Raw genomic sequence first — 13275 nt, 5'->3', positions numbered from 1 at the left:
TCCTACAGGGGGTTGCATTCAAAAATGTGGGTGCGGCGGTGCTCGCGAAGCAGGCGACTCGGTCTACCGGCTATGCCCCACCCTCTTGCTTCACTACCACCGTACAAGTAATCCCCGCCGCCAACACCACACCCTCCGGCACTTCATCGATGTGAATGCGCACCGGTACCCGTTGCGCCAGGCGCACCCAGTTGAAGGTCGGGTTGACGTCGGCGATCAGTTCACGACTCTCCGGGTTGTCGCGGTCGTAGATGCCGCGCGAGATGCTTTCCACGTGGCCCTTGAGCACTTCGCCGCTCATCAGTTGCATGTCGGCCTTATCACCGACGCGTACTCGGGGCAGCTTGGTTTCTTCGAAGAAGCCGTAGACCCAGAACGAGTTCATGTCGACCACGGCCATTTTCGCCTCGCCGATGCGCGCGTAGTCGCCGCGATGCACGTTGAGGTTGGTCACGTAGCCGTCTACCGCGGCGCGCACTTCAGTGCGTTTGAGGTTGAGTTCGGCGGCCTCCAGTTGCGCCTGGGCCTGCTGGTAATCGGCCAGGGCCGAGTCGGCGAGGTTACTGGCGTCGTCGCGGTTTTCCCGGGAGATCACCAGGTTGTCCATATCGGCGCGACGATGGGCGTTGACCTTGCGCATCTCCCAGGTCGCCTTGCGCGATGCCACCAGACTCTGCGCTTGCTTGACCGCCAGGCGGTAGTGCTCGGGGTCGATCTGCATCAGCAAATCGCCTTTTTTCACCAGCTGGTTGTCACGCACCGGCACCTCCACCACTTCGCCGGTGACGTCGGCGGCGACGTTGATGATGTCGGCGCGCACGCGGCCGTCGCGGGTCCACGGCGTGTTCATGTAGTGCTCCCACAGGGTGCGGCCGACCCACAGCGCGAGGGCCAGCACCAGCAGGGTCGCGAGCAGGCTGAAAAACTTTTTCATCAGGGCATTCTCAGTGATAGAGAGTCAACGGTAGACAGTCAGCGCCATGGCGCCGAACAGACAGGTAAACAGACTCAGGCGCAGCAACGCCGGGTGCCAGAAAAAACGGTACAGATCGAACCCGGACAGGAACCGGTCCAGCGCCCAGGCCAGGGCCGCTGCGATGAAAAACATCAGGGTCATGGTCGGCATGTACACGCCGTGGAAAGCGATTTCACGAGGCATGTTCAAGTCCTTGTGGCTTGGCGCTGGCACTGGCATTCATGTAGCCGGCGAGCGGTGATTGCGGATCGAGCAGAGAGGTGCGGATGAAGTGCAGGTAGCTCTTCACCCGGCGCAACGCCGAGGTATCGAAGTGCGGGGCGAAGGGCTCGTCGGTGGACTGCACACGGCTGATCGCGTGATCGACGGCGATCAGCGCGCGTTCGAGGTTGCTGCTGTTCGGTTGCAGGAACAGCCGCACCAGTGCACGTCCCATCACCCGGATCGCCTGGCGCCATGGCTGGGATTCGGTATAGGCCGGATGCACCGGCAGAATCGCCTGCTCCTTGCGCAATTCGATGATCGCGTGGCCGACTTCCAGCACCACGAACATCCAGCGCAGCAATTCCCGCTGCACCTGCGGTTGGCCCGCCGCGAAGCCGTAGGCCTGATGCACCAGGTCACGGGTGCGGCTCTCGAAACTCGACGCCAGGCCCTTGAGCTTGCCGCTGATGGCGTACACCACCTGACCACGCAGGTCCTGCTCCAGACGACGCCACAACCAGCGGCTGTTGGGCGGCAGAATGATCGCCCCGGCCGCTGCGCACACCAGCATGCCCAGCACCATGGCGATGTAGTCGTTGATGAAGGTGTAGGGGTTGTAGACCGTGAAGTTGTCCGGCACTGAACCGGTGCTGAAGAAGATCAGCAAACCCAGGCCGACGCCCACGTATTGCGGCCGCGAAGTCAGGAACGAGCCAAGTACGATCACCGGTGCGAGCATCACGCACAGCAACGGAAATCCGTCGATCCACGGGAAAATGAAAAACATCTCGACGAAGCCGATCAGCGCCCCGAGCAATGTCCCGCACGCCATCTGAAAGGCCATGCGCTTGGGGTTCGGGGTAGCGGCGGACAGGCCCACGGTCGCGGCGGCAATCAGGGTCATGGTCGCGCCGCTCGGCCAGGCGGTTGCCACCCAGTAGCTACCCAATACCACCAGAATAAATGCCGCACGTATCCCCGATGCTGCCGCTGCCAGCCAGTTGGTTTGCGGGGTGAACGGCTCGTCCCAGCGCTCCCGTTCGTGACTGTGATCGGCCAGCGACGCGTGGGTCTGTGCATAACTGTGCAAGTCGTCGACAAAGCGATAGAGCAGTTCGTAGGCGGTGTGGAAATCCAGTTGCCCGGCATCGCTCGGATTGCTCTGCTGGAACGTCGCCCGCAGACTGCGCACCCGCGCCGGCAGACCTTCCTTGTAGGCGGTAAGCACCGCGACCAGACGCGCCGCATCGGCGCTGGTCAGGGCACGACCGCTGAAGCCGTCGAGCAGCTCGGCGAGGTCCTGCAAGCCGGGTTTGATCGCCTCCACCACCTGGCCTGCCGCGCTGCTGCGCAGGCGTTCGAGTAACTGGTGCAAGGCGTTGAAGCGCGTGGTGATGCCCATGAATTCGCTGTTCAGGCGACTGAGCCGGCCATTGCGCCGACGCATGTGCGGGTCTTCGAAAACAGTGACGCTGCGCAAGCCTTCCAGGCCTACGGCTTCGGCGATGAAACGCACGTTGCCGGCCTCGAACGCCTCGCGCTGACTGCGACCACGCAAGCCGTCGGTGACGAACAGGGCGAACACGCCGAAGCGCTGATACAACGCATTGCGCATCGCCGCGCTGGCCGATTGCGGCAGGATCGCCGCACTGACCAGGGTCGAACAGAGAATGCCCAACGAGATCTCCAGCACCCGCCAGACCGCCGCCATGAACGCGCCATCCGGATGGGCCAGCGCGGGTAGACCGACCATCGCGGCGGTGTATCCGGCGAGGACAAATCCGTAGGCGCGGAAGTTGCGGCAGCGCGCGGCACCGGCCGTGCAGATACCGACCCAGATCGCCAGCGAACCGAGGAACAGTTCAGTGTTCTGCGCAAACAGGGCGATCAGCGCAACCATCACCGCCGACCCGGCCAGGGTGCCGAGAAAACGATAGAAACTCTTGGCGAACACTTGGCCGCTTTGCGGCTGCATGACGATGAACACGGTGATCATCGCCGTGCGCGGTTGCGGCAGCTCCAGGCGCATGGCCAGCCAAAGCGTCAGGAATGCCGCGAACAGCACCTTGAAGATGTAGACCCAGGTCACGCCGTCGCTGCGTGCCCAGTCGAAGAAACCCCGGCGCCATTCAAGGGAGTACAGCCAGCGCAAGGGTGCGGGCAAGGGAGTCATCAAATGCTGCTCACTTAAGAAAGGTTTGGGTCAAACGAAACCCTGTGGCGAGGGGACTTGCCCCCGTTCGGCTGCGAAGCAGTCGTAAAGCAGGTGAATGCGGTACGTCAGCCAAAACGAGTTGTCAGGTTTTGGGGCCGCTTCGCGCCCCAACGGGGGCAAGCCCCCTCGCCACAAATATGGAGCTGCAAGAAACATCGCGCTTACCTCAACAGGGCAGGGGTTTTCGGCGCCTGGGTCTGGCTGTCGTTCGGCACGTCGCTGCCGGCACCGAGACCACCGCCCAACGCCGTCACCAATTGCGCATGGGCGCTCAAACGCGCCGCCTGGACCTGCTGCTGCACTTGCTGCTGCTTGAACAACAGAGTCTGGGCGTTGAGCACGTTGAGGTAGTCGGTCAGGCCACGCTGGTAGGCGATCATCGCGATGTCGTAGGTCTTCTGCGCGGTGGCCACCGACTCGGCGGCGAACGCCTGCTGCTTGTCCATGGACTCGCGGCGGATCAACTGGTCGGAGATGTTTTTCAGGGCATTGACCAGGGTCTGGTTGTATTTGGCCACGGCGATGTCATACCCGGCCGAGGCTTCGCCCAACTCGGCACGCAAACGCCCACCATCAAAAATCGGCAACGAAATCGCCGGACCCACGCTATAGTTGAGCTTCTTGCCGGTCAGGAACTCCAGGGCCCCGCCGCCAGTAGCCATATAACCGAGGCTGCCGACCAGATCGACGTTGGGATAAAACCCGGCATGGGCGACATCGATGCCCCGCGCCTGCGCCGCCACTTGCCAGCGGCTGGCGACCACGTCCGGGCGCTGGCCGAGCAATTGCGCCGGCAGCGACGACGGCAGTTTCAGTGGCGCTCCCAGCGACAGCGTTGGCCGCTGCAGCTGCGCGCCCTCACCCGGCCCCTTGCCGGCGAGGGCGGCGAGCTGGTTGCGGCTCAGGGCGATTTCTTCGTCGAGGGCATCGAGCTGGCGATGGGTTTCCGGCAGCGGCGTCTCGGCCTGGCTGACTTCGAAATGGGTGCCGATGCCGCCCTTCAAACGCTTCTGCGCCAGCTCAAGGATCTGCTGTTGCTGCTTCAAGGTTGCATCAACGATGTCCCGTTGCGCGTAATGCAGCGAGAGTTCGATGTAGGCGCGCACGATGTTGTCCTGCAATTCCAGCTGGGCCTGTCGCGCTTCGGCGACGCTCATGTGCGCCATGTCCACGGCGCGCTCGGTGGCATTGCTTTCGCGGCCCCAGAGGTCGAGGGCATAACTGAAACCCAGTGCGGCGTTGTTGTCCCAGGTCGTGGAGTTGGCCAGCTCACCCGGCCCGTAGAACTGGTCGGTGGGCCAGTTGTGGCGCTTGAGGGTGGCATCGCCATTGATCTGCAGCGACTCGGCCGCTTCGGCCACGCCGGCCATGGATTTGGCCTGACGCACCCGGGCGGCGGCGATGGCCAGGGTCGGACTGCCTTGCAGGGCGAGGTCGATCCAGCGATTCAGTTGCGGGTCGCCATAGACTTGCCACCATTGCGCGGTGGGCCAATTCGCATCTTGTGCGGCGCTCTGGATTGCTTCGTCGGTGGCCAGTGAATTGGCTTCCAGCGCCTTGCCCTGCGGGGCAATACCTCCGGTTCCGATGCAGCCGCTGATTGCCAGGGTTAAAGCCAAAACACTGAGCGGCTGAAGCGCTCTGCTGATGCGACGCGGCACTGCTGAAAATTCCTGAGGTGAGGGAGATCCCATGTCTGGACCGTAAACACGGTCCCCTGTAGGAGCTGCCGAAGGCTGCGATCTTTTGATCTTGCTTGTAAAAGATCGCAGCCTTCGGCAGCTCCTACAGAGGTGGGCGCAATTCTATGGGGGGGCTTTGACGGCGATAAGCTGGGATTCCTGTGAATCTTTGTTACCGTTAACGAGATAATCCGTAAGTCGATCTTTAGTCGCCTGTAAATAAACAGAAACTTCGTGTCACAATTTGTCATTCGACGAGAGAGCACCCCATGGACACTTTGCAAAACATGCGCGCCTTCAGTTACGTGGCCGAAGCCGGCAGCTTCACCGCCGCCGCCGTGCAACTGGACACCACCACGGCCAACGTCTCGCGCGCGGTCTCCAACCTGGAAGCCCACCTGCAAACCCGCCTGCTCAACCGAACGACCCGCCGCATCGCCCTGACCGAAGCCGGCAAGCGTTACCTGTTGCGTTGCGAGCAGATCCTGGCCTACGTCGAAGAAGCCGAAGCCGAGGCCAGCGACGCCCACGCACGCCCGGCCGGGCAACTGAAAGTGCACACCATGACCGGCATCGGCCAGCACTTCGTGATCGACGCCATCGCCCGCTACCGCAAGACCCACCCGGACGTAACCTTCGACCTGACCATGGCCAACCGCGTGCCGGACCTGCTCGACGAGGGTTACGACGTGTCCATCGTCCTCGCCCGCGAACTGCCGGATTCGGGTTTCGTCTCCCAACGCCTGGGCATCACCTACAGCATCGTTTGCGCCTCGCCGGCCTACGTCAAAGCCAACGGCTGCGCACAAAAACCCAGCGACCTGCTCAACCACGCCTGCCTGCGCCTGGTCAGCCCGGTGATCCCGCTGGAAAAATGGGCCTTCGACGGTCCTGACGGCCAGGAAATGGTCACCATCAACAGCTCACCGTTTCTGGTGAACTCCGCCGACGCGATGAAATCCGCGATCATCAGTGGCATGGGCGTTGGCGTCCTGCCGCTGTACGCCGCCATTGAAGGCCTGCGCAACGGCACGCTGGTGAGGGTGATGCCCAAATACCGCTCGCAGGAACTGAACCTGTATGCGATCTACCCTTCGCGCCAGTACCTGGATGCGAAGATCAAGACCTGGGTCGAGTATTTGCGCGGATCGTTGCCGGAGTTGCTGGCGGCGCATCAGGCGGAACTGGCGGCGTATGAATTGAGCGGGAGTCTGGGCGGGATCCGGGTGGCGAATTGAAAATCTCTCAGTTCACAGATTGATCCTTTGTGGGAGCGAGCTTGCTCGCGATAGCGTTCTCACCTTCAACATCACTGTGAGCAGATACACCGCTTTCGCGAGCAGGCTCGCTCCCACAGGAATCGAGTACATCTGCAAGAGATTGGTCGGCTGTCAGGCCGCCTTCGCGGGCAAGCCCGCTCCCACAGGTACTGTGTACACCGAACCAGACAATCAGGCCGGCCGGTAGGTCGCCTCGGGCGCTTTTGCGGTACACGCCCCCTCGAGAGGCTTCGTTCCGGTTCTGCGTAGTGGGCTCTGTAGGAGCGAGCTTGCTCCGGGCGGCGTTCCGACGAAAAACCTGAGAGCACCGCGGGGTGTCAGGCTCCCCGCATCATCGTTGACCTCCATCGCGAGCAAGCTCGCTCCTACAGGCCGGGCGGCGTTCCGCTCTTCCAAGTAACCCGCCGAAAGGGCGGAACCATAAGCCGCCATTACCAAAGAAACGGATATGTACTCGGTCAACCAAGAACATGGTCGGCTGAAAGGCCGCCAAGTCCCCCCAAACTGACAGCGCCGTCAGTTAGCAGTCACCCTCCTGACCAGCAAACAGGTTTATAAAGGAAACTACCTTACTCACCTACCGACCACCCAGCCCCGGCGCCCCACTCGCATGCGAACCCAGAAAAAATCCGCCCTGCTCGTCGCCCTTCTGATCGTCCTGGCAGCGCTGGGCCTGTGGTACGCCACCCAACCGGTCAAGACCAAACTCGCCACCCCCACCGCCATCCCGGTGCGCGTGGTCGCCGTCACCGAAAAAGACGTGCCACGCTACGTCAGCGGCATCGGGTCGGTGCTGTCCCTGCACAGCGTCGTGGTCCGTCCGCAAATCGACGGCATCCTCACCAAAATCATGGTCAAGGAAGGCCAACTGGTGAAAAAAGACGACCTGCTGGCCACCATCGACGACCGCTCGATCCGCGCCAGCCTCGACCAGGCCCGGGCACAGCTGGGCGAAAGCCAGGCGCAGCTGCAAGTGGCGCTGGTCAACCTTAAACGCTACAAACTGCTGAGCGTTGACGACGGTGTTTCCAAGCAGACCTACGACCAGCAACAGGCGCTGGTGAACCAACTCAAAGCCACCGCCCAAGGCAATCAAGCTTCAATCGACGCAGCTCAGGTACAACTTTCCTACACACAGATTCGCTCCCCAGTGACCGGTCGCGTCGGCATTCGCACCGTGGATGAAGGCAACTTCCTGCGCATGACCGACACCCAAGGCCTGTTCACCGTGACCCAGATCGACCCGATCGCCGTGGAGTTCTCCCTGCCGCAGCAAATGCTGCCGACCTTGCAGGGCCTGATCAACGACCCGCAGCACGCCCGGGTCAAGGCCTACATCGGAGCTGACACCGACGGCGAAACCGGCAACCTGCTCGGCGAAGGTCACCTGACCCTGATCGACAACCAGATCAATGCCAACACTGGCACCATCCGCGCCAAGGCCGAGTTCGACAATCCAGGGCAGAAGCTGTGGCCGGGTCTGTTGGTAACGGTAAAGATTCAGACAGCCCTGGATAAAGATGCGCTGGTGGTACCGCCGACAGTCGTACAACGCGGTCTGGACCAACACTTCGTGTACCGGGTCAATGGCGACAAGGTCGAAGCCGTACAGGTGCAAATGGTCTATCAAGGCAGCGGCCAGGACATCATCAAGGGCGTGAAACCGGGTGATGTACTGGTCAGCGATGGTCAGTCGCGGCTCAAACCGGGGTCGACGGTGCAGGTGATGACCGAGCCGCCGCAAGTGGTGCAATCGGAGGCGGCACAATGAAGGGCCACGGTTCGGTATCCGCCTGGTGCATCGACCACCCGGTGGCCACGGTCCTGCTGACGTTCGCCCTGGTGCTGCTGGGCGTCATCGCCTTTCCGCGCCTGCCGGTAGCGCCGTTGCCGGAGGCAGAATTCCCGACCATCCAGGTGGCCGCGCAGTTGCCCGGCGCCAGCCCGGAAACCATGGCCTCCTCGGTGGCCACCCCCCTTGAAGTGCAATTCAGTGCCATTCCCGGCGTGACCCAGATGACCTCGAGCAGTGCACTGGGCTCGACCATCCTGACCCTGCAATTCACCCTCGACAAGAGCATCGACACCGCCGCCCAGGAAGTGCAGGCGGCGATCAATACGGCCGCGGGCAAGCTGCCCAAGGACATGCCGAACCTGCCGACCTGGCGCAAGGTCAACCCGGCCGACAGCCCGGTGCTGATCCTCAGCGTCAACTCCTCGCTGATGCCCGGTCCGGAACTCAGCGACCTGACGGAAACCCTGTTGTCCCGTCAGCTCAGTCAGGTCGACGGTGTAGGCCAGGTCGCCATCACCGGTCAACAGCGTCCGGCGATCCGCGTCCAGGTTTCGGCGGACAAACTCGCCGCCATCGGCCTGACCCTTGCCGACATCCGCCTGGCGATCCAGCAGACCAGCCTCAACCTGGCCAAGGGTGCGCTGTACGGGGAGTCGAGCATCTCGACCCTGTCCACCAACGACCAGTTGTTCCACCCGGAGGACTACAGCCAGCTGATTGTTTCCTACAAGGACGGCGCGCCGGTTCATCTGCGCGATGTCGCCAAAGTCGTCAACGGATCGGAAGATGCTTACGTGCAGGCTTGGGCGGGCTCACAACCGGGGGTGAACCTGGTGATCTTCCGCCAACCAGGCGCCAACATCGTCGAAACCGTGGACCGCATCCAGGCCGCCTTGCCGGCGCTGGAAGCGATGCTCCCCGCCTCGGTGCAGGTCAAGGTGCTGATCGACCGGACCCAGACCATTCGCGCGTCCCTGCATGAAGTGGAAATCACCCTGCTGATCGCGATCATGCTGGTGGTGGCGGTGATGGCGCTGTTCCTGCGCCAGTTGTCGGCGACCCTGATTGTGTCGGCGGTGCTGGGGGTTTCGCTGGTCGCCAGTTTTGCGCTGATGTACGTCATGGGCTTCAGCCTGAACAACCTGACGCTGGTGGCGATCGTGGTGGCCGTGGGCTTTGTGGTCGATGATGCGATCGTGGTGGTGGAAAACATTCACCGGCACCTGGAGGCCGGCGACAGCATGCGCGAAGCGGCGATCAAGGGCGCGGGCGAGATTGGTTTCACCGTGGTGTCGATCAGCTTTTCGCTGGTGGCGGCGTTCATTCCGCTGCTGTTCATGGGGGGCGTGGTCGGGCGATTGTTCAAGGAGTTCGCCCTGACCGCTACCTCGACCATCTTGATTTCGGTGGTGGTGTCGCTGACCCTGGCGCCAACCCTGGCCGCGCTGTTCATGCGCGCGCCGGTGCAACATGCCCACGACAAACCGGGCTTTGGTGAGCGTCTGTTGGCCTGGTACGAAAAAGGCCTGCGCCGCGCCCTCGCCCATCAGAAAACGATGATCGGCGTGTTCGCTTTGTCGCTGGGTCTGGCCGTCGCCGGTTACATCTTCATTCCTAAAGGCTTCTTCCCGATCCAGGACACCGGCTTCGTCCTCGGCACCACCGAAGCCGCCGCTGACATTTCCTACGGCGACATGGTGAAAAAACACCTCGCCATGGCGGAAATCGTCGCCGCCGACCCTGCTGTGGAAACGTTCTCGCACTCGGTCGGTGTCTCCGGCAGCAACCAGACCATCGCCAACGGCCGTTTCTGGATCACCCTGAAAAAACGCAGCGACCGCGATGTCTCGGCCAGTCAGTTCATCGACCGGATTCGTCCGCAACTGATGAAAGTACCGGGCATCGTCCTGTACCTGCGCGCCGGCCAGGACATCAACCTCAGTTCAGGCCCGAGCCGTGCCCAGTATCAATATGTGCTCAAGAGCAACGATGGCCCGACCCTGAGCACCTGGACCCAGCGCCTGACGGAAAAACTGCGCGCCAACCCGGCCTTCCGCGATGTTTCCAACGATTTGCAACTGGGCGGCAGCATCACCCACATCAGCATCGACCGCAGCGCCGCGGCGCGTTTCGGCCTGACCGCCAGCGACGTCGACGAAGCCCTGTACGATGCCTTCGGCCAGCGCCAGATCAATGAATTCCAGACCCAGGTCAACCAGTACAATGTGATCCTGGAGCTGGACACCCAGCAACGCGGCAAGGCCGAAAGCCTCAACTATTTCTACCTGCGCTCACCCCTGAGCGGGGAAATGGTACCGCTGTCGGCCCTGGCCAGGTTCGATGCGCCCACCATCGGCCCACTGTCCATCGCCCATGACGGCATGTTCCCGGCCGCCAACCTGTCGTTCAACCTGGCGCCCGGCGTGGCTTTGGGCGATGCAGTGATCATGCTCGACCAGGCCAAGGCCGACATCGGCATGCCAACCGCCATCAGCGGTAATTTCCAGGGCGCGGCCCAAGCGTTCCAGAGTTCACTGGCCAGCCAGCCGTGGCTGATCCTGGCGGCGCTGTTGGCGGTGTACATCATTCTCGGCGTGCTCTACGAGAGCTTCGTGCATCCGCTGACGATCATTTCGACCTTGCCTTCGGCGGGCCTCGGCGCAGTGATCATGCTGTGGATCTGCGGCCAGGACTTTTCGATCATGGCCTTGATCGGGCTGGTGCTGTTGATCGGTATCGTCAAGAAAAACGGCATCCTGATGATCGACTTCGCCCTCGACGCGCAGCGCAATGGCGGACTGTCGCCTGAAGAAGCGATCTTCAAGGCCTGCATCACGCGGTTCCGACCGATCATCATGACCACCCTCGCCGCGCTGCTTGGCGCCCTGCCGCTGATGCTCGGCTACGGCACCGGCGCCGAGTTGCGCCAACCCCTGGGGATCGCGGTAGTCGGCGGCTTGCTGGTGAGCCAGGCGCTGACGCTGTTCACCACGCCGGTCATATACTTGTGGCTGGAGCGGTTATTTCATCGGCCTAAACCTTCGCCAGTACCGGCGCTGGCGACCACAGACTGAGGCGGGGTCATGCGCGTCCTGATTATCGAAGACGAGGAAAAAACCGCGGACTATCTGCACCGCGGCCTGACGGAACAGGGTTACACCGTGGACCTGGCGCAGGATGGGGTCGAAGGCCTGCATCTGGCGCTGGAGAGCGACTACGCGGTGATCGTCCTGGACGTGATGTTGCCGGGCCTCGACGGCTTTGGCGTGTTGCGCGCCTTGCGTGCGCGCAAGCAAACCCCGGTGATCATGCTCACCGCCCGCGAACGCGTGGAAGATCGCATCAGGGGCCTGCGTGACGGCGCCGATGATTACCTGGGCAAACCGTTTTCCTTCCTTGAGCTGGTGGCACGCCTGCAAGCGCTGACCCGGCGCAGCGGCGGTCATGAACCGGTGCAAGTGAGCATTGCCGACCTGTGGATAGATTTGATCAGCCGCAAGGCTACTCGCGGCGGCGCACGGCTGGACCTGACCGCCAAAGAGTTCTCGCTGCTCAGCGTGCTTGCCCGGCGCCAGGGGGAAATCCTCTCGAAAACCGCCATTGCCGAGATGGTCTGGGACATCAATTTCGACAGCGACGCCAACGTCGTCGAAGTCGCGATCAAACGCCTGCGGGCCAAGCTCGACGGGCCGTTCGAAGAGAAATTGCTGCACACCATTCGCGGCATGGGTTATGTGCTGGAGAGCCGTGGTGTCCAGTAACAGTATCGCCTTGCGCCTGAGCGGGATGTTCACGCTGGTGGCGCTGCTGGTGTTCCTGTTGATCGGCTGGGCCTTGTACCAGCAGGTCGACAAAGGCCTGGGCCTGTTGCCCGAAGCCGAGCTGGATGCGCGCTACAGCGTGCTCGAATCCACGGTCGGCCGTTACGGCACGCCTGAGCATTGGGTGAAGATCAACAACAAGCTCAACCTGCTGAGCGAAGAAGACAAGCGCATCAGCTTCTGGATCATCAGCGGCGATCCACATTACGAATACGGCAACCTGACCCCGCTGGTCCGCGCCTTTGCCCAAGGTCCACTGGGCATGCGCGACATGCATCTGCCGGATCACCCCTATCCGCTGAAAGTGCTGGTCAGCGAGTTCCCGGCCAAGGACCAGCGCCCACCGCTGCGCTTCATGATCGCCATCGACACCGAGACGTTTTTCCATACCCAGCATCATCTGCTGGTCGCGCTGATCAGCTTGGCGATTGTCGGCGTGCTGCTGGCCTCGGCACTGGGTTATTGGGTGGCGCGGATCGGCCTCAAGCCGCTGATCAAACTGTCCCAGGAAGCCCGGCGTCTGGCCCCGCCGTTGCGCTCGGGGCGCTTGCGAATGTCACCGTTGCCCCCGGAACTCGATCAGTTCGTCAGCTCGTTCAACTCGACCCTGGAACGGGTCGAGCAGGCTTACTCACGCCTTGAATCGTTCAATGCCGATGTCGCCCATGAACTGCGCTCGCCACTGACCAACCTGATCGGCCAGACCCAGGTCGCCTTGACCCGCGGACGCTCCGCCGAGCACTACTTCGAAGTGCTGCAATCGAATCTCGAAGAGCTTGAGCGACTGCGTTCGATCATCAACGACATGCTGTTCCTGGCCAGTGCCGATCAGGGCAGCAAGGCAACCAAACTGACGTCCACGTCACTGGCCGATGAAGTGGCCACGACCCTGGAATATCTGGACTTCATTCTCGAGGACGCTCAGGTCCAGGTAGAGGTCAGTGGTGACGCGCAAGTGAGCATCGAGATCGCCCATCTGCGCCGGGCGTTGATCAATCTGCTGAACAACGCGGTGCAGCACACTGCGCCCGGCCAGGTGATTGAAGTGCACATTGAAGCCGCAGAACATCAGGTCAGCATCGGCGTCGCCAACCCCGGCTCACCGATTGCCCACGAACACCTGCCACGGCTGTTCGAACGCTTCTACCGGGTCGATGCATCGCGCAGCAACAGCGGCCACAACCATGGCCTTGGGCTGGCCATCGTCAAGGCGATTGCGTTGATGCATGGCGGCGATGTGTTCGTGCGCAGTGACCATGGGATGAATACGTTCGGGATTCATCTTCCCGTCTGACGGGCACA

General features: G+C 62.2%; 9 protein-coding genes. 5 read left to right on the top strand and 4 right to left on the bottom strand.

Going from position 1 to position 13275, the window contains the following annotated elements:
• Positions 1-70 precede the first annotated feature (70 nt).
• The 4 genes from Q8X48_RS00615 to Q8X48_RS00600 all read right to left on the bottom strand — a co-directional run bounded on the left by Q8X48_RS00615 (position 71) and on the right by Q8X48_RS00600 (position 5056).
• The gene (locus Q8X48_RS00615) at positions 71-934 is read right to left on the bottom strand and encodes an efflux RND transporter periplasmic adaptor subunit (RefSeq protein WP_407799152.1); all 864 of its coding nucleotides are present in this window, start codon (positions 932-934) and stop codon (positions 71-73) included.
• A 24-nt stretch (positions 935-958) separates the two neighbouring features.
• Positions 959-1159 (bottom strand): DUF1656 domain-containing protein, encoded by a 201-nt coding sequence (locus tag Q8X48_RS00610; protein WP_015096751.1) that lies wholly within the window; start codon positions 1157-1159, stop codon positions 959-961.
• Positions 1149-3353 carry an FUSC family protein gene (locus Q8X48_RS00605; protein ID WP_407799151.1) on the bottom strand — a complete coding sequence of 735 codons (2205 nt, stop codon included), beginning with the start codon at positions 3351-3353 and terminating at the stop codon, positions 1149-1151. Before Q8X48_RS00605 ends, Q8X48_RS00610 begins: the two co-directional genes overlap by 11 nt.
• Before the next feature lie 203 nt (positions 3354-3556).
• The gene (locus Q8X48_RS00600) at positions 3557-5056 is read right to left on the bottom strand and encodes an efflux transporter outer membrane subunit (RefSeq protein WP_407799150.1); all 1500 of its coding nucleotides are present in this window, start codon (positions 5054-5056) and stop codon (positions 3557-3559) included.
• Between the two features lie 290 nt (positions 5057-5346).
• Here Q8X48_RS00600 and Q8X48_RS00595 point away from each other — a divergent pair, with 290 nt between their 5' ends.
• The 5 genes from Q8X48_RS00595 to Q8X48_RS00575 all read left to right on the top strand — a co-directional run bounded on the left by Q8X48_RS00595 (position 5347) and on the right by Q8X48_RS00575 (position 13267).
• Positions 5347-6315, top strand: coding sequence for a LysR family transcriptional regulator (locus Q8X48_RS00595; RefSeq protein WP_407799149.1), 969 nt, complete (start codon positions 5347-5349; stop codon positions 6313-6315).
• 652 nt (positions 6316-6967) lie between these two features.
• Positions 6968-8128: an efflux RND transporter periplasmic adaptor subunit gene (locus tag Q8X48_RS00590; RefSeq protein ID WP_407799148.1), complete on the top strand. Its 1161-nt coding sequence runs from the start codon at positions 6968-6970 to the stop codon at positions 8126-8128.
• Complete coding sequence (locus tag Q8X48_RS00585; protein ID WP_407799147.1) at positions 8125-11226, top strand: multidrug efflux RND transporter permease subunit; 3102 nt, start codon at positions 8125-8127, stop codon at positions 11224-11226. Before Q8X48_RS00590 ends, Q8X48_RS00585 begins: the two co-directional genes overlap by 4 nt.
• A 9-nt stretch (positions 11227-11235) precedes the next feature.
• Entirely contained in the window at positions 11236-11913 is a 678-nt protein-coding gene (locus Q8X48_RS00580; RefSeq protein ID WP_015096757.1) for a heavy metal response regulator transcription factor, read from the top strand.
• Positions 11903-13267, top strand: coding sequence for a heavy metal sensor histidine kinase (locus tag Q8X48_RS00575; protein ID WP_407799146.1), 1365 nt, complete (start codon positions 11903-11905; stop codon positions 13265-13267). The genes Q8X48_RS00580 and Q8X48_RS00575 overlap by 11 nt, the downstream gene beginning before the upstream one ends.
• Positions 13268-13275 lie beyond the last annotated feature (8 nt).

The sequence above is a fragment of the Pseudomonas sp. QLc11A genome (genome assembly GCF_052112305.1).
GTDB lineage: Bacteria > Pseudomonadota > Gammaproteobacteria > Pseudomonadales > Pseudomonadaceae > Aquipseudomonas > Aquipseudomonas laurylsulfatiphila.
This window is presented reverse-complemented; position numbering and strand designations above follow the sequence as displayed.

Bases quoted from the DNA above. Each gene is read 5' to 3' on its own strand.
- Q8X48_RS00615 (WP_407799152.1), bottom strand. From the start codon at position 934: ATGAAAAAGTTTTTCAGCCTGCTCGCGACCCTGCTGGTGCTGGCCCTC.
- Q8X48_RS00610 (WP_015096751.1), bottom strand. From the start codon at position 1,159: ATGCCTCGTGAAATCGCTTTCCACGGCGTGTACATGCCGACCATGACC.
- Q8X48_RS00605 (WP_407799151.1), bottom strand. From the start codon at position 3,353: ATGACTCCCTTGCCCGCACCCTTGCGCTGGCTGTACTCCCTTGAATGG.
- Q8X48_RS00595 (WP_407799149.1), top strand. From the start codon at position 5,347: ATGGACACTTTGCAAAACATGCGCGCCTTCAGTTACGTGGCCGAAGCC.
- Q8X48_RS00590 (WP_407799148.1), top strand. From the start codon at position 6,968: ATGCGAACCCAGAAAAAATCCGCCCTGCTCGTCGCCCTTCTGATCGTC.
- Q8X48_RS00585 (WP_407799147.1), top strand. From the start codon at position 8,125: ATGAAGGGCCACGGTTCGGTATCCGCCTGGTGCATCGACCACCCGGTG.
- Q8X48_RS00580 (WP_015096757.1), top strand. From the start codon at position 11,236: ATGCGCGTCCTGATTATCGAAGACGAGGAAAAAACCGCGGACTATCTG.